The organism is Rhizobacter sp., assembly GCA_019635355.1.
In the GTDB taxonomy this organism is placed as follows: Bacteria; Pseudomonadota; Gammaproteobacteria; order Burkholderiales; family Burkholderiaceae_C; genus Rhizobacter.
The window spans coordinates 2,357,195-2,372,783 of the sequence record JAHBZQ010000001.1; the positions used below are offsets into that span (position 1 = coordinate 2,357,195).

Sequence of the window (15,589 nt, forward strand, 5' to 3'; positions counted from 1 at the left end):
AGCGTAATGCGGCGCCCCAGCGCCGCGTGCTCGCGCAGACGTCGAACGTTCAGCGCCAACCAGCGCGATCAAACACCTTCTGAGCCGCCGCCGTGTTCGGCGCCCACTTCGCCAGCGGCGTCTCGTCGGCCTTGAACGGCCCGAGCTTGTCGAGCGCCGGGTTTTTCACCGAGGCGCTCTTCACCACCGGCCATTCGTTGTTGCCGTCGGCGAAATAGGTCTGCGCCGAATCGCTCGCCAGGTATTCGAGGAACTTGACCGCGTTGGCCTTGTTGGGCGCGGTCTTCACGAGGCCGCCGCCCGACACGTTGACGTGTGTGCCCCAGGTCTTCTGGTTGGGCCAGACCACGGTGAGGGCGGCCATGTCCTTCACGTCTTCGGGCTTGGTCGAGCGCATCAGGCGCGCGACGTAGTAGCTGTTGGAGATCGCCACGCCGCACTCGCCGGCGGCCACGGCGCGCAGCTGGTCGGTGTCGCCGCCCTTGGGCGCGCGGGCGAGGTTGGCCACCACGCCCTTGGCCCACTCTTCGGTCTTGGCTTCGCCGTGATGCGCGATCAGCGCGGCGCCCAGCGAGAGGTTGTAGGGGTGCGAGCCTGAGCGCACGCAGATCTGGCCCTTCAGTCGCGGGTCGGCCAGGTCTTCGTAGGTCTGCACCCACTCGGGCTTGATCGTCTTGGCGTTGTAGACGATCACACGGGCGCGGGTCGAGAAGGCCAGCCAGTTGGCGGTGCGCAGGTGCGCGGGCACACGCGCGTCGAGAAGCTTGCTCTGCACGGGAGCGAACACGCCGGCCTTGTCGGCGATTTCCAGGCGCGAGGCGTCGACGGTGATGAACACGTCGGCCGGCGAGCTGGCGCCCTCGTTCTTGATGCGCTCGAGCAGCTCGTCTTCCTTGCCCTCGATGCGGTTGATCTTGATGCCGGTTTCTTTGGTGAAGTTCGCGTACAGCGCCTCGTCGGTCTGGTAGTGGCGGGCGGTGTAGAGGTTGAGCACCTGGGCCTGGGCGGCAACCGCGCCGGTGGCCAGCAGGGCCGCCGCAAGGGTGCGGAGGAAGGAAGTCGTCATGGCGTGTCCTGGAAGTGGCGGTGGGTCTTGGTAGACCCCGGAACGAAGGATCGTATCAGGAACGATTCTCATTCACGAACCGCCCTGCCACCCGCCCGGCCCGGCAATTGCTGAGACACTGCCCGCCATGCTGACCGTCAACAAACTCATCGCGCAGGGCCACGGCCTTGCCCCCGTGCTGCTCAAGCGCGCCGCCACCGTGGTGCTCGACTGGGACACCCGCCAGAAAAGTCGCTTCGACACCGAAGACTCGCAGGGCCGCACGCTAGGTGTCTTCCTGCCGCGCGGCAGCGTGGTGCGCGGTGGCGACGTGCTGGTGGCCGAAGACGGCTCGCTCATCAAGGTGATCGCCACGCCGCAGCCGGTGCTGGTGGTGCGCACCTGCCCCGAGCACGGCACGCCGCTCGACCTGCTGCGTGCGGCCTACCACCTGGGCAACCGCCATGTGCAGCTCGAAGTGCAGCCCGACCACCTGCACCTGGAGCCCGACCATGTGCTGGCCGACATGCTGCGCCACATGCACCTGATCGTGACCGAGGAGCTCGCGCCGTTCGAGCCGGAAGGCGGCGCGTATGCGGCGGGTGGGCATGGGCATGCGCACGGCGGCCACGGTCATGCTCACGGCCACCAGCACGACCACGGTCACGCGCATGACCACGGCCACGTCCACGGCCCCGGCTGCGGGCACGACCACTGACATGCGCTCGTCGCCCCGCTCGCCCCAGCCCACCCCGCTGAGCGCGTCATCGCTGCTGCAGCTGATGTGGCTGGCCTCCCCGGCCTTGCCGGTGGGCGGTTTCAGCTATTCCGAAGGGCTCGAATCGGCGGTCGAAGCCGGCCTGGTGACGAACGAAGCGCAGGCCGGCGACTGGCTGCTCGACCAACTCACCCTCTCGCTCGCCCGCGCCGACCTGGCCGTCGCCGGCAAGGCCTTCAAGGCGTGGCAGCGCGGCGACGACACCACCGTGGCCGAGCTGAACGCCTGGGTCACCACCACCCGCGAATCCGCCGAGATGCGGCTGCAGACCGAGCAGATGGGCCGCTCGCTCGTCGAGTGGGTGAAGAACCGCGGCGTGAGCGACGCGCGTGTCGCCACGCTGGCCGCGCTCTCGCCCGCGCCCACCTGGCCGTTGGCCTTCGCGCTCGCCGCCGCGCAGACCGGCGCACCGCTGCGCGAGGCCATGCTGAGCTTCTGCTTCGGCTGGGCCGAGAACATGATGCAGGCGGCCCTCAAGGCCGTGCCGCTCGGCCAGAGCGGCGGGCAGCGCGTGCTCGCCCGCTTGAGCGCCGCCATCCCCGGCGCAGTCGACCACGCCCTGGCCCTGGCCGACAGCGAGCGCCAGGCCTTCACTCCGATGCTGGCGATCCTGTCGGCGCAACACGAAACCCAGTACTCACGCCTCTTCCGATCATGAGCACCCTTCATTCCATTCCCGGCCGCACCAAGAAACTGCCTCCCCTGCGCGTGGGCGTGGGTGGGCCGGTGGGCTCGGGCAAGACGACGCTGGTCGAGATGCTGTGCAAGACCATGCGCGAGCAGTACGACCTCGTCGTCGTCACCAACGACATCTACACCAAGGAAGACCAGCGCCTGCTCACCGTGGCCGGTGCGCTGGAGGCCGACCGCATCATGGGTGTGGAAACCGGCGGCTGCCCGCACACCGCCATCCGCGAAGACGCGTCGATCAACCTCGAAGCGGTCGACCGCATGCTCGCGAAATATCCGAACGCCGACGTCGTCTTCATCGAGTCGGGGGGCGACAACCTCGCGGCCACCTTCAGCCCTGAACTTTCCGACCTGACCATCTACGTGATCGACGTGGCCGCCGGCGAGAAGATCCCGCGCAAGGGCGGCCCCGGCATCACCAAGAGCGACCTCTTCGTCATCAACAAGACCGACCTCGCGCCCTACGTCGGCGCCAACCTCGAGGTGATGGAAGCCGACACGAAGCGCATGCGGCCGAACAAGCCCTTCGTGATGAGCAACCTCAAGACGCAGGCCGGGCTGAAAGACGTGATCGCCTTCATCGAGACCAAGGGCATGCTGAAGGCTTGATCGCCATGCTGACGCTCTACACCGCCCCCGGCACCTGCGCGCTCGCCTCGCACATCGCGCTCGAACAGGCCGGTGCCGACTACCGCATCGAGCGTGTCGACTTCAAGAGCTCGCAGCAGCGCTCGCCCGAGTACCTGAAGCTCAACCCGCGCGGGCGCGTGCCGGCGCTCGTCACCGAGCACGGCGTGCTGACCGAGACGCCGGCCATCCTGCTGTACATCGCGCACCGCCACCCCGAAGCCCGGCTCGCGCCCTTCGACGACCCGTGGGCGCTCGCCCAGCTCAACGCCTTCTGCAGCTACCTCTGCTCGACGGTGCACGTGTCGCACGCCCATGGCCGCCGCGGTGCGCGCTGGGCCGACGACCCGGCCGCCTGGGAGGCGATGAAGGCCAAGGTGCCGCAGACGGTGGGCGATGGCTTCGCGATGATCGAGACCGAGTTCTTCAAGGGCCCGTGGGTGATGGGCGAGCGCTACACCATCGCCGACCCCTACCTCTACACGCTGGCCACCTGGATGGAAGGCGACGGCGTGGACCCGGCGCGCTTCCCGAAGGTGGCCGAGCACCGCAGCCGCATGGCCGCGCTGCCCGCGGTGCAGAGGGTGCTGGCGGCCGAGGCCTGATCGCTTCTCCTGGCCCGCCCCCCCTGAACGGGGTGGCCCATCGCGGGCTGCCCGATGGCTCCTCCGAGCGATGTTCGGTGGGGCCCCTCCCGGAACACTGGCGACATGCGGCCACCACGCCGCGCCAGATCCTCATACCGGGAGTCTCCATGACCTTCACTCGCCTCGGCCTGGCCCTTGCCATGGCCCTCACCCTTGCTCTGTCCGCCTGCGGCGGCGGGGGCTCCGACAGCGGCCCCAGCACGCCGACCACGCCCGCGAGCGGACAGCAGCTCACCGCCGTGGGCACCTCGGCCCACACGGTCAGCCTGGCCTGGACGCCACCGGCCACCGCCACCACCTACGCCGTGGAGCGCCGCACCGGCACGACAGGCCCCTACACCCGCATCGCGACGGTCGATGCTGCGAGCGGCGCCTATGTGGACGACGGCCTGACCCAGGGCACGACCTACAGCTACCGCCTCGTCAGCACCGACGCGGCGGCCAGCCCGCTCGCCGCCGGCAGCGCGACCACTGGTGACGACGCCGCGCTCATCACCGCCCCCGGCACCGCGCTCGGGGCCAGCACGCAGGCCACGCTCGGCAGCGCCGCCGCGAGCATCGCCTCACCCGACGGCCGCATCACGCTCGAGCTGCCTGCCGGCAGCGTGAGCACGGGCACGACGGTCGAGACCCAGGCCGTCAGCAACACTGCGCCCGATGGCCGAGGCGACGCGCTGCGCGTGCGCCTATCCGCCGTCCCGACTCAGAACGCCACCCTGCGCGTGCGTTACGACGAGGCCGACGCACCCCTCGCCGACGGCCTGCGCATCGCGGTGCAGCGCACCGACGGCAGCTGGCTCTCGCTGCCGCTCACGCAGATCGACAAGACCACGCGCACGCTGGTCGCGCCGCTGCCCATCGCGATGCTGGCGCCGTCATCCGCGCAGGCGCAGGCCACGCGCGCTCGGCCGCACGGCCCGGGCGACGTGAGCGTCGAGTTCACCGTGGTGCGCTACCTCGCCTTCCACCTCGCACCGCGCCAGGCCAGCGTGGCGGTGGGCGGCACGCTGCAGTTCGTGCCCTACGCCCGTGTGCGCGGCTACGAGGTCGAGATCGGCATCTGCGAGCCGATCAACGACGAGCAGCGCGCCTGCATCTACCAGCCGGTGCTCGAGACGCGCCAGCTGCCCTTCCTCAACACCAAGCCGGGCTACACGCGTGGGTGGTATGTGTTCCTCCAGCAAGGCGGCAGCGCCACCGACGGCACCATCGTGCCAAGCGGCGAGGTGGGCGCCACCTACACCGCACCGCAGGAGGTGCCCGACCCCGAAACCGTGGTCGTGAGCTTCCAGAGCACCCACCAGCGCACTGGCCGCACCGTGGTGCTGGCCTCGCCCGTGACGATCACCGACGACCGCTGGGTGGGCACGATCAGCGCGACCGACGGCCCGTCGATCGCGGGCACCACGGCCATCAACATCGCCCACATCACCTGGCGGCGCGACCTCACCGCCGGCAACGCCACCACGCAGGTCTACCGCGCCGAGGGCACCGTCGGCGTGACGGTGACCGACGACGACTGCACCGTGACCATCACGCCCTCGGTGCACGAGGTGTCGACCGACCGCAACTTCGTGTCGCTCGAGATCGACCGCGGCGTGACCCCGGCGCGCTACCGCCTGCGGCTCATCACCTTCTGGAACGGCAACACCTTTGCCGTATGTCCACGCGCCAGCTCATCGGTGGACGGCCTGCTCGGCTACGGCTGGGACGTGCAAGGCGTGCTGGGCGAGAGCAGCTTCAGCGGCCACACGACGCAGGAGACGGCGCGCATCGAGTGGTCGTTCCAGCGTTGACGCTCAACGCTTCGCGAGCTGGCGCAGGCGTGCCTGCAAGAGGCTCGCCGCCTGCTGCAGGCCGGTGACGAAGGCGTCGCGCAGCGGGCTCGCCGGCCGCAGCTGCGGCAGCACGAGCGTCACCGCGAAGGGAATCGAAAACGACAGCGGGCGCACCTGCAAGCCCGCGCCCGCCAGCTCCATTGCGGTGAGCGGGTTGACGATGGCCACGCCGAGGCCTTGCCGCACCAGCGCGCACACCGAGGCCGCGCTCGCGGTCTCGACGGCGAGGCGGCGCTGCACGCCTTCGCGCTCGAAGAGCGCATCGACCAGCTCGCGATACGGGTCGGCCGGCGCAAAGCTCACGAAAGGCTGGCCGGCGAAGTCTTTCGGCTTCAGCACACGGCGGGCGAGCAGCGGGTGGCTATCGGGCAGCACGCAGACCTCGTCGGCCTGCAGCAGTGTCGAGATCGACGTGGCGGCGGGCGCGTGGATGCGCTCGCACAGGCCGAGGTCGAAGCGCTGCTCGGTCAGCCACTCTTCGAGCAGCGGCGACTCCTGCGGCGTGATGGACACGCCCACCTGCGGATGGCCCGCCGCGAACTGCTGCACCGCCAGCGGCAGCAGCCCGTGCGCAAGCGCCGGCAGGCACGCGATGCTGAGCCGCCCCTGCGTGAACTCGCGCAGCGAGCGGGCCGCGGCGGCGATGCGCTCCAAGCCGAGGTAGGAGCGCTGCACCTCTTCCAGCAGCGCCAGCGCCCGCGCCGTGGGCCGCAAGCGGCCGCGCACGCGGTCGAAGAGGTTCATTTGCAGGATTTGCTCGAGCCGCGCCAGCTCGCGGCTCACGGTGGGCTGCGAGGTGTGCAGCGCCTGCGCGGCCTGGGTCACGTTGCCGGTGTTCATCACGGCGCGGAAGACCTCGATCTGGCGGTGGGTGAGCTTCATGGCGTCCTGCGGTAAAGGCCGGAGCATATCCATTCTGAATGGATGATCGACAAACAAATACTTTTCAGAATGCGCGGCCTGGCGCACGATGCGCCCCATGAACCCGTTTTCCACCCCCACCCTGCGCGAGATCGCGCGCACCCACGGCACGCCCTGCTGGGCCTATGACGCCGCCACCATCCGCCAGCGCATTGCCGCGCTGCGGTCGTTCGACACCATCCGCTTCGCGCAGAAGGCCAACTCCAACACGCACCTGCTGCGCCTGATGCGCGCCGAGGGCGTGAAGGTCGATGCGGTGTCGCTGGGCGAGATCGAGCGTGCGCTTGCGGCGGGCTACGTGGCCGGTGGCGACGAGATCGTCTTCACCGCCGACCTCTTCGACCGCGCCACGCTCGCGCGTGTCGTCGAACTGAAGGTGCCGGTGAATGCCGGCTCGATCGACATGCTTCACCAGCTGGGCGAGAGTTCGCCGGGGCACCGCGTGTGGCTGCGCATCAACCCCGGCTTCGGCCACGGCCACAGCAACAAGACCAACACCGGCGGCGAGCACAGCAAGCACGGCATCTGGCACACCGACCTGCCCAAGGCGCTCGCGGCCATCCGCCAGCATGGGCTCAAGCTCGTGGGCCTGCACATGCACATCGGCTCGGGCGTCGACTACTCGCACCTGGAGCAGGTGTGCCACGCGATGGTCGACCTGGTGGCGAAGATCGACATGCCCATCGAGGCCATCTCGGCCGGCGGCGGTCTGTCGATTCCCTACCGCGACGGCGACCCGCAGATCGACACCGCGCACTACTTCAGCCTGTGGGATGCGGCACGCCGCCAGATCGCGCAACAACAAGGCCACGCCATCCACCTGGAGCTGGAGCCGGGCCGCTATCTCGTCGCCGAATCTGGCGTGCTGATCGCCGAGGTGCGCGCCACCAAGCAGATGGGCCGCAACCAGTTCGTTCTGGTCGATGCCGGCTTCAACGAGCTGATGCGCCCGTCGATGTACGGCAGCTTCCACCGCATCGACGTGCTGCCCGCCGACGACAGCGCGCGCGCCGTGCAGCCCACGGTGGTGGCCGGGCCGCTGTGCGAGTCGGGCGACGTGTTCACGCAAGGTGAAGGCGGCGTGGTGCACACGCGTGAACTGCCGCGGGCAGCGGTGGGTGACCTGCTCGTGTTCCACGACGCCGGCGCCTACGGGGCGTCGATGTCATCCAACTACAACACGCGGCCGTTCATCCCTGAAGTGCTGGTCGACGCGGGCAAGATCCGCCTGATCCGCCTGATCCGCCGCCGCCAGACGGTGGCCGAGCTGCTGGCCCTCGAAGACACCGACAGCTGAACAGACAGCGAGCCCACGATGCGTTTGCCGATCACCGCCCTCACCTTGATCGCAGCGCTCGTGGGGTGTGGGGGCAAGTCGGAGACAGCGCCCGGGCCGCAGTGCTCGGGCTTCAGTTCAGGCACCGTGCCGACGCTGCAGACGAACCAGCTGCTCTTCGACTCCGACCGACACGACAACCGTCACGAGATCTACGTGATGCGTGCCGACGGCACCTGCGTCAGCCGACTCACGAACAACGCGCTGTACGAGAACTGGTGGCCACGCGCCTCGCCCGACCGCACCAAGATCCTCTTCTACCGTTCGCCGGCGGGCGACCCGGAGAACTACTTCAACGCGAGCCTGTGGGTGATGAATGCCGACGGCAGCGGCCAGACGCAGCTCATCGCCGACGGTGGCAACGGCTGGGCGGCGCACGGCCACGGCGAGTGGTCACCCGACGGCACCAGGATCGCGATGTTCGGCGCCCTCACCACCACGCGCGCCGAGATCTTCGTCACCGACGCGAATGGGCAGAACCCGGTGCAATACACCAACCGCAACGGTTGGAACACCGACGTGTCGTGGTCGCCGAACGGCACGACTCTGCTCTTCAACGGCTGCGCCAACCCGGCCGTGTGCGCCCCGGCGAACTACGAGCTTTTCTGGATGAACGCCGCACCGCTGGCCCCCGCCAATCAGATCACGTTCGACTCATTGGCCGACTACGACGCGTACTACTCACCCGACGGCACCAAGATCGCGTGGCTGGTCAACGTGAACCCAGCGGCCAACGGCGGCATTGGCCGTTGGGCGATCCGCATCGCCACCGTGGGCTCAGCCGCGAGCTACCTGATCGACGACGGCAACATCAACAGCAAACCGGCATGGAGCCTCGACAGCCAGACGATCTACTTCCACCGCATGGTGCCGGCCGAGGGATTGCGCTTCCGGGTGTTCAGCATCCGGCCCGATGGCACGGGCCTCACTGAACTCACGCCAGGCACGAGCACGGGCAACAGCGAGCACCCGTCGAACTGATCCCTCAGCGCAACGACGGCAGCCCGCGCATCGCCTTCACGGCACCTTCACCCACCGAGGCACCAAAGCGCTTGGCCAGCCGCTCGGCCACGTTTTCCTTCGGGGTGTAGTCGATGATCTCTTCGGCCTTCACCACCTCGCGCGCCACGTAGTCGAGGTTGCCGAGGTGATCGGCCAGTCCGAGCCTGACGGCTTCTTCGCCGTTCCAGAAGAGGCCGGAGAAGGTCTCGCCGTTCATCTTGAGCCGCTTGCCGCGGCCCTCTTTCACCACCTTGATGAACTGCTGGTGGATCTGGTCGATCATGGCCTGCGTGTAGGCGCGGTGCTTTTCCGACAGCGGCGTGAAGGGGTCGCCGATGCCCTTGTTTTCACCCGCGGTGATGAGGCGGCGCTCGACGCCGAGCTTCTCCATCGTGCCGGTGAAGCCGAAGCCGTCCATCAGCACGCCGATCGAGCCGACGATGCTGGCCTTGTCGGTGTAGATCTCGTCGGCAGCCACCGCGATGTAGTACGCCCCCGAGGCGCACTCTTCCTCGATCACCGCGTAGACCTTCTTCTTGTAGAGCGCCTTCAGGCGCTTGATCTCGTCGTTGACGATGCCGGCCTGCACCGGGCTGCCACCGGGCGAGTTGAAGCGCAGCACCACGGCCTGCGCGCCTTCGTCCTGGAAGGCGTTTTTCAAGGCGGCCACGAGCAGCTCAGCGCTGGCCTCGGTGTCGGCCGCGATCTCGCCGCGCACTTCGATCAGGGCGGTGTGCGGTGTGCTTGGCGCCGTGGTGCTGGTGCGGGCGCTCAGCGCGAGCCACACCACCAGCAGGAAGAAGATCAGCCACGACAGGCGGAAGAACACCCGCCACCGGCGCTCGGCGCGGCGGTCGGCGAGGTAGTCGCGCGCAAAAAGGGCGACCGTCTGCTCAAGCGCGCTGGGCGCGGGGGCTGGGGCGGGCGGCGGCACGGCCGCCGCAGAAGCAGACACAGAAGTGGCCGCAGCAGCGGCTTCAGCCGGCGTGGCGGCCGGCGGGAGGTTGTCTTCGGGATTCATGCGGGGGACTGCGGAGTCGGAACGGGACGGGTCTCGCGGGAAGGATACCAATACACCTCGCCGTCACGCTCGATGACCTTGAGCCGCGTCAACTTGCCGCGCCCGCACGGGCCGCCGACGCAGCGCCCGTCCTGCGGCGCGTAACTCGCCCCGTGGATCGAGCAGATGATGAACTCGCGATTGGCATCCAGGAACTCGCCGGGTTGCCAGTCGAGCTCGGTCGGCACGTGCAGGCAGCGGTTGAGGTAGGCCACCACCTGGCCGTCGTGGCGCAGCGCGAAGCCACGCAGCTTCTCGTGGAAGTGCATCACGTCGAAGAGCACAGCTTTGCCGCGCTCGGCCAGCTCGCTCGACGCGCACAGGCGCACGGCCGGCGCATCGGGCTCGAGCTCAGGCATGGCGGGCCAGCCAGTCATCGAGGTCGGCCACGGAATGCGCAATGTGCAGTGGCTTGTATTGGCCGAAGCTCTCCGGCGTGTGCGCGCCGTAGCTCACACCGACGCTCGCGGCCCCGGCGTTCATCGCCAGCTGCAGGTCGTGCGTGGTGTCGCCGATCATGAGCGTGCGCTCGGGGTCGACGCCGAACTCGCGCATCAGCTCCTGCAGCATCAGCGGGTTGGGCTTGGAGGCCGTTTCGTCGGCGGTGCGGGTGCCGTCGAACACACCATGAAGCTCGACGCTCGTAAGCGCTTCGTTGAGCCCCATGCGCGACTTGCCGGTGGCCACCGCGAGCCAGTGGTTGCGCGCCTTCAGCGCCTTGAGCATGTCGAGCGTTCCCTTGAAGAGCACGATCTCGTGCTGCTTGGCGAAGTAGTGGTGGCGGTAGCGCTGGCCGAGTTCGGGGTAGCGCTCGCGCGGCAGGCCGGGGGCGGCATGCTGGAGGGCGTCGATGAGGCCCATGCCAATCACGTAGCTCGCATCCTTGTCGCTCGGCACCTCCACGCCAAGGTCGGCACAGGCGGCCTGGATGGAGCGGGCGATGAGCGCCGTCGAGTCGAACAGCGTGCCGTCCCAGTCGAAGGCAATGAGGTCGAAACGGCGCGGTCGGGTCATGGGGTCTTGGCGGAAGGCAGTGCTTGGAGGAATGCCTCGCATTCTGCGGGCAAGGGGGCGAGGAGCTCGATCGCCTCGCCGCTGGCAGGGTGCTGGAAACGCAGCCGGCGCGCATGCAGGAACATGCGCTCGAAGCGGTGGCCCTTCACCGCCTCGCCTCTGGCCACGGCCTTGTTGAGGGCGAAGTCGCCGTATTTCTCGTCGCCGACGATCGGGTGGCCTTCGTGGGCCAGATGCACGCGGATCTGGTGGGTGCGGCCGGTCTTGATGGTCACGTCCAGCAGGGTGAAGCCGGTGTAGGCCTGGGCCACGCCCACGAGGGTGATGGAGCGGCGGCCTTCGTCGTGGTCGTCGTCCACCGTGCGCACCCGGCGCTCGCCTTCGGCGGTGAGGAACTTGTGCAGCGCCACGTCGATGACCTTGCGCTTGGCAGGCCACGCCCCGACCACGAGCGCGGCGTAGGTCTTGCCGGTTTCGCGGCCGCGGAACTGGTCTTGCAGCGCGACCAGCGCCGAGCGCTTCTTGGCGATGAGCAGGAGCCCTGAGGTTTCCTTGTCGAGCCGGTGCACGAGTTCGAGGAACTTGGCCGTCGGCCGCGCCTGCCGCAGCTGCTCGATCACACCCGAACTCACGCCGCTGCCGCCATGCACGGCCACCCCAGCCGGCTTGTTGACGGCGATGAGGTGCTCGTCTTCGAAGACGACCGGGAATTCACGCGCCGGCGCGGCCGGTGCCGCCTTCGGGTCGGCCATGCGCACCGGGGGCACACGCACCTTGTCACCGAGGGCCAGCTTGGTGTCGGCCGACGCCCGCCCTTTGTTGACCCGCACCTCCCCGGAGCGGATCACCCGGTAGACGTGGGTCTTGGGCACGCCCTTCAGCAGCTTCACGAGGAAGTTGTCGAGCCGCTGGCCTTCGGAGGCCTCGTCGATCTCGACCGTCTGCACCGCGGGTGGCGTGGCGGATGGCCTCGGACTTGCCGGTGTTTCCGCTTTGCCCCTTATAATGCGCTGCACCACGTTTCTGCTGTAAGTGATTGATTTTTCTGAGTTTACGCCGCGAGCGGCGCCCCACTCAGCCGATCACCCAGCACAACGCGGCCGGCCACGCGAAGAAGTTGTGGCCAAAAGGTGATGCAACGCACCCCGGCGTGCAGCAGGCCGAGTCCCCAAGTGACACGGCGGCAGTCAGCCCCGGTGCGGCAGAGAAACAAGAACGAACCCTCGCCAAAAGGTTTCCAGGCCAGAGACAAGCAACTTGCCGACGCGCACCGCGCCGGCCACACGTGCAAGGCTCTGGCCCGCGTCCAGTGATCAAAGCGGATGACGTGCCCCATCTCCCACCCCACGCTGCCCTTGCGCGAATGTCGCGCCGGCAGCGCCGTGGCCGGATGGCGCACCCCCCATGCCTCACGGCCCTGCCCTTTGCCCACTGCCACGCACGCGCCAACGCTGCCTGACGGGCCTCCGATCCTTCGCTGATCGGCCAACGTCACCGCAGTCCAGGGCGATTCCTTCCGGTTCATTCACGTTCCTCGTGCATCGATGAGTCGCCCCCGGGTCTTCCCGGCGGTGACGTGTTGGATGAGCTGCACCTGACCACCTGCTGGTGGCAGCGCAGCGTAGGAGCGCACATGAAACGCATGCTGATCAACGCGACGCAGCAAGAAGAACGTCGCCTGGCCATCGTCGATGGCCAGAAGCTCATGGACTTCGAGACCGAAATCGAAGGCCGCGAGCAACGCAAGGGCAACATCTACAAGGCGGTCGTCACCCGCGTCGAGCCTTCGCTCGAAGCCTGTTTCGTCGACTACGGCGAAGAGCGCCACGGCTTCCTGCCCTTCAAGGAAATCTCGAAGAACTACTTCCGCGACGGCGCCGACGTGCGCAATGCACGCATCCAGGACGCCATCAAGGAAGGCGACGCGCTGCTGGTGCAGGTCGAGAAGGAAGAGCGCGGCAACAAGGGCGCAGCGCTCACCACCTTCGTCTCGCTGGCCGGCCGCTACCTGGTGCTGATGCCCAACAACCCCCGGGGTGGTGGCGTGTCGCGCCGCATCGAGGGTGAAGACCGCGAAGAGCTGAAGGAAAACCTCGACCAGCTCGAGTACCCCAAAGGCATGAGCCTCATCGCGCGCACCGCCGGCATCGGCCGCACCGCGCCCGAGCTGCAGTGGGACCTGAACTACATGCTGAAGCTCTGGACCGCGATCGACGCGGCCTCCAAAGAGGGCAAGGGCGCCTTCCTGATCTACCAGGAGTCGTCGCTCGTGATCCGCGCGATCCGCGACTACTTCACCGCCGACATCGGCGAGATCCTGATCGACACCGACGACATCTACGAGCAGGCCCACCAGTTCATGACCCACGTCATGCCGGAGGCCGCACCGAAGGTGAAGCGCTACCGCGACGACGCGCCGCTGTTCAGCCGCTTCCAGATCGAGCACCAGATCGAGACCGCGTTCTCGCGCACGGTGAACCTGCCCTCGGGCGGCGCCATCGTGATCGACCACACCGAAGCGCTGGTGTCGGTCGACGTGAACTCCGCGCGCTCGACGCGCGGCAGCGACATCGAAGAGACCGCCACCCGCACCAACCTCGAAGCAGCCGACGAGATCGCCCGCCAGATGCGCTTGCGCGACCTGGGCGGCCTGATCGTCGTCGACTTCATCGACATGGAAGAGTCGAAGAACCGCCGCGAAGTCGAGAGCCGCCTGCGCGATGCGCTGCGGCAAGACCGCGCACGCGTGCAGTTCTCGTCGATCTCGAAGTTCGGCCTGCTCGAACTCAGCCGCCAGCGCCTGCGCCCGGCCTTGAGCGAAGGCAGCCACATCACTTGCCCGCGCTGCAACGGCACCGGCCACATCCGCGACACCGAATCGTCGGCGCTGCAGATCCTGCGCATGGTCCAGGAAGAGGCCATGAAGGACAACACCGCCGCCGTGCACGTGCAGGTACCGGTGGAAGTGACCTCGTTCCTCTTGAACGAGAAGCGCACCGAGATCACCAAGATCGAACTCAAGCAGCGCGTGACCGTGCTGCTCGTGCCCAACAAGCACCTCGAGACGCCCAACTACAAGCTCGAGCGCCTGCGCCACGACGACCCGCGCCTGGAGAACCTGCAGGTCAGCTACTCGATGATCGAGGAGCCGGACGACGAGGTGGGCATCACCCGCCGCGAGAAGGCCAAGGCCAAGCAGGAGCCGGTGATCAAGGGCATCCTGCCCGACACCGCCGCGCCGATCGCGCCGCCCAAGCCTGAGCCGGTGGTGGCCGCGCCGGTGCCGGCACCGGCCCCTGTGGCCCCGCCCGCGCCGGTGTCTGGTGGCGGCTTCTTCGCCTGGGTGAAGAAGCTCTTCGGCACGGCCGACACGGCACCGGCTGCTGCGCCGGCCGTGGCGGCACCCGCGGCCGATGCGGGCAACGAACAACGCCGCGAAGGCCGCGGCGACCGCAACAACCGGGGCGGCCGTGGTGGCCGTGACGGGCGTCGCGGAGAACGTGGTGAGCGTGGTGAACGTGGCGAGCGCAGCGCCGAACGCGGTGGGGAGCGCGGCGAACGTTCCGAACAGCGCGGAGAGCGCAACGAGCGTGGTGAGCGCGGCAATCGTGGCCGTCGCAACGAGCGCAGCGAGCGTCCGGAAGAAGCCCAAGCCGAGGGTGGCCGCCGCCCCGAGACCGCCGAAGAAGGCGCCGAGGCCCGCAACGACCAACGTCGTGACCAGCGCCGTGGCGGCCAGCCGCGCCCGGCGCCTGTCGACGCCGTCGCCGGCAGCGAAGACGCACAGGCTCGCGCCTTCGTCGACACCGTACCCGGCGATGCTGCCGAAGGCCAAGGGGGTGACGCCCAGGGCGAGCGCCAGGGCCGTCGCCGCCGCCGTGGCGGCCGCGGTCGTGACCGCGACGAGGCCCGCAACCCCGAGGTGACGGAGGCCGCAGCCGGCGACGAGTCGCAGAGCGCGCTGTCGCTGGAGCCCGCGTCCGACATGTCGGGCGAAGCCGTGACGACCGATGCAGAAGGCGCGCCGCAAGGCGAAGGCCAGGAGCGAGGTGAACGCGAAGGTGGCCGTCGTCGCCGTGGCCGCGGCGGGCGTGATCGCCAGCGCCGCGAGGAATCGGGTGAAGGCGCTGCGGCGGCAGAAGGTACCGCTGAGCCGATGACCGCTGACGCAGAAGCGGCCACGGCGCCCTCGGCAGTGGTCGCCGAAGAAGCGCAGGCACCGGCAGCCGAGCCGCAGGAGATCAAGGCAGAGGCCGCAGCAGAAGCCATCGCGCCTGTCGTCGAAGCGCTCGCGAACGAGCCGGAGCCGATGGTGGCCTCGGCCGCTGCTGCGGCGGTCGTCGAGCCCTATGTGCTCAACACCGAGCAACTGCAGTCCGTCGCCGAATCGGCCGGCCTGCAATGGGTCAACTCCGACGCCGACAAGATCCGCGCGGTGCAAGAGGCGATGGCGCGCGAGCCCAAGCCGGTGCATGTGCCGCGCGAGATCAAGCCGGTGGTGCTGATCGACGAAGGCCCGCTGGTGCTGGTGGAGACGCGCAAGGACCTGTCGCAGGTTCGCCTGCCGTTCGAGACGCAAACGCCGTCTCAGCCGTCGGCCTGATCGGGCCGCTCCAATGAAAAGGGCGCAC

14 protein-coding genes are annotated in these 15,589 nt (G+C 68.6%); 8 read left to right on the top strand and 6 right to left on the bottom strand.

The features are described from left to right. Nucleotides 1-49: 49 nt before the first annotated feature. Nucleotides 50-1,066, bottom strand: coding sequence for a Fe(3+) ABC transporter substrate-binding protein (locus KF892_10525; protein MBX3625437.1), 1,017 nt, complete (start codon nucleotides 1,064-1,066; stop codon nucleotides 50-52). A 127-nt stretch (nucleotides 1,067-1,193) separates the two neighbouring features. Here KF892_10525 and ureE point away from each other — a divergent pair, with 127 nt between their 5' ends. The 5 genes from ureE (at nucleotide 1,194) to KF892_10550 (ending at nucleotide 5,583) form a co-directional block, all read left to right on the top strand. Beyond that, nucleotides 1,194-1,763 carry an urease accessory protein UreE gene (gene ureE, locus KF892_10530; protein MBX3625438.1) on the top strand — a complete coding sequence of 190 codons (570 nt, stop codon included), beginning with the start codon at nucleotides 1,194-1,196 and terminating at the stop codon, nucleotides 1,761-1,763. Then, the gene (locus KF892_10535) at nucleotides 1,717-2,481 is read left to right on the top strand and encodes an urease accessory protein UreF (GenBank protein MBX3625439.1); all 765 of its coding nucleotides are present in this window, start codon (nucleotides 1,717-1,719) and stop codon (nucleotides 2,479-2,481) included. The genes ureE and KF892_10535 overlap by 47 nt, the downstream gene beginning before the upstream one ends. Beyond that, nucleotides 2,478-3,122, top strand: coding sequence for an urease accessory protein UreG (ureG, locus tag KF892_10540; protein ID MBX3625440.1), 645 nt, complete (start codon nucleotides 2,478-2,480; stop codon nucleotides 3,120-3,122). Before KF892_10535 ends, ureG begins: the two co-directional genes overlap by 4 nt. Further along, nucleotides 3,122-3,745, top strand: a complete 624-nt coding sequence (locus KF892_10545) for a glutathione S-transferase family protein (protein ID MBX3625441.1) — start codon at nucleotides 3,122-3,124, stop codon at nucleotides 3,743-3,745. Before ureG ends, KF892_10545 begins: the two co-directional genes overlap by 1 nt. Nucleotides 3,746-3,894: 149 nt before the next feature. Next, the gene (locus KF892_10550; protein MBX3625442.1) at nucleotides 3,895-5,583 is read left to right on the top strand and encodes a fibronectin type III domain-containing protein; all 1,689 of its coding nucleotides are present in this window, start codon (nucleotides 3,895-3,897) and stop codon (nucleotides 5,581-5,583) included. Nucleotides 5,584-5,586: 3 nt separating this feature from the next. Here KF892_10550 and KF892_10555 read toward each other — a convergent pair whose 3' ends face one another. After that, on the bottom strand, nucleotides 5,587-6,507 hold the full coding sequence (locus tag KF892_10555; protein MBX3625443.1) for a LysR family transcriptional regulator: 921 nt from the start codon (nucleotides 6,505-6,507) through the stop codon (nucleotides 5,587-5,589). 97 nt (nucleotides 6,508-6,604) lie between these two features. Between KF892_10555 and lysA the strand changes: the two genes are divergently transcribed. Next, the gene (gene lysA, locus KF892_10560; protein MBX3625444.1) at nucleotides 6,605-7,843 is read left to right on the top strand and encodes a diaminopimelate decarboxylase; all 1,239 of its coding nucleotides are present in this window, start codon (nucleotides 6,605-6,607) and stop codon (nucleotides 7,841-7,843) included. Nucleotides 7,844-7,861: 18 nt separating this feature from the next. Next, nucleotides 7,862-8,863 (top strand): PD40 domain-containing protein, encoded by a 1,002-nt coding sequence (locus KF892_10565; GenBank protein ID MBX3625445.1) that lies wholly within the window; start codon nucleotides 7,862-7,864, stop codon nucleotides 8,861-8,863. A 4-nt stretch (nucleotides 8,864-8,867) separates the two neighbouring features. On the opposite strand, the gene KF892_10570 is transcribed toward KF892_10565, so the two are convergent. The 4 genes from KF892_10570 to KF892_10585 are packed head-to-tail and all read right to left on the bottom strand — an operon-like array spanning nucleotide 8,868 to nucleotide 11,905. Beyond that, nucleotides 8,868-9,905, bottom strand: a complete 1,038-nt coding sequence (locus KF892_10570; protein MBX3625446.1) for a S49 family peptidase — start codon at nucleotides 9,903-9,905, stop codon at nucleotides 8,868-8,870. Then, entirely contained in the window at nucleotides 9,902-10,303 is a 402-nt protein-coding gene (locus KF892_10575) for a Rieske 2Fe-2S domain-containing protein (GenBank protein ID MBX3625447.1), read from the bottom strand. Before KF892_10575 ends, KF892_10570 begins: the two co-directional genes overlap by 4 nt. Further along, complete coding sequence (locus KF892_10580; protein ID MBX3625448.1) at nucleotides 10,296-10,958, bottom strand: HAD-IA family hydrolase; 663 nt, start codon at nucleotides 10,956-10,958, stop codon at nucleotides 10,296-10,298. The genes KF892_10575 and KF892_10580 overlap by 8 nt, the downstream gene beginning before the upstream one ends. After that, complete coding sequence (locus KF892_10585) at nucleotides 10,955-11,905, bottom strand: RluA family pseudouridine synthase (GenBank protein ID MBX3625449.1); 951 nt, start codon at nucleotides 11,903-11,905, stop codon at nucleotides 10,955-10,957. The genes KF892_10580 and KF892_10585 overlap by 4 nt, the downstream gene beginning before the upstream one ends. 686 nt (nucleotides 11,906-12,591) lie before the next feature. Here KF892_10585 and KF892_10590 point away from each other — a divergent pair. Further along, nucleotides 12,592-15,561 carry an Rne/Rng family ribonuclease gene (locus KF892_10590; GenBank protein MBX3625450.1) on the top strand — a complete coding sequence of 990 codons (2,970 nt, stop codon included), beginning with the start codon at nucleotides 12,592-12,594 and terminating at the stop codon, nucleotides 15,559-15,561. The last annotated feature ends 28 nt before the right edge of the window (nucleotides 15,562-15,589 follow it).

Coding starts and splice junctions, on each gene's coding strand:
- KF892_10525 (MBX3625437.1), bottom strand. CDS start 1,066: ATGACGACTTCCTTCCTCCGCACCCTTGCGGCGGCCCTGCTGGCCACC.
- ureE (MBX3625438.1), top strand. CDS start 1,194: ATGCTGACCGTCAACAAACTCATCGCGCAGGGCCACGGCCTTGCCCCC.
- KF892_10535 (MBX3625439.1), top strand. CDS start 1,717: ATGACCACGGCCACGTCCACGGCCCCGGCTGCGGGCACGACCACTGAC.
- ureG (MBX3625440.1), top strand. CDS start 2,478: ATGAGCACCCTTCATTCCATTCCCGGCCGCACCAAGAAACTGCCTCCC.
- KF892_10550 (MBX3625442.1), top strand. CDS start 3,895: ATGACCTTCACTCGCCTCGGCCTGGCCCTTGCCATGGCCCTCACCCTT.
- KF892_10555 (MBX3625443.1), bottom strand. CDS start 6,507: ATGAAGCTCACCCACCGCCAGATCGAGGTCTTCCGCGCCGTGATGAAC.
- lysA (MBX3625444.1), top strand. CDS start 6,605: ATGAACCCGTTTTCCACCCCCACCCTGCGCGAGATCGCGCGCACCCAC.
- KF892_10565 (MBX3625445.1), top strand. CDS start 7,862: ATGCGTTTGCCGATCACCGCCCTCACCTTGATCGCAGCGCTCGTGGGG.
- KF892_10570 (MBX3625446.1), bottom strand. CDS start 9,905: ATGAATCCCGAAGACAACCTCCCGCCGGCCGCCACGCCGGCTGAAGCC.
- KF892_10575 (MBX3625447.1), bottom strand. CDS start 10,303: ATGCCTGAGCTCGAGCCCGATGCGCCGGCCGTGCGCCTGTGCGCGTCG.
- KF892_10580 (MBX3625448.1), bottom strand. CDS start 10,958: ATGACCCGACCGCGCCGTTTCGACCTCATTGCCTTCGACTGGGACGGC.
- KF892_10590 (MBX3625450.1), top strand. CDS start 12,592: ATGAAACGCATGCTGATCAACGCGACGCAGCAAGAAGAACGTCGCCTG.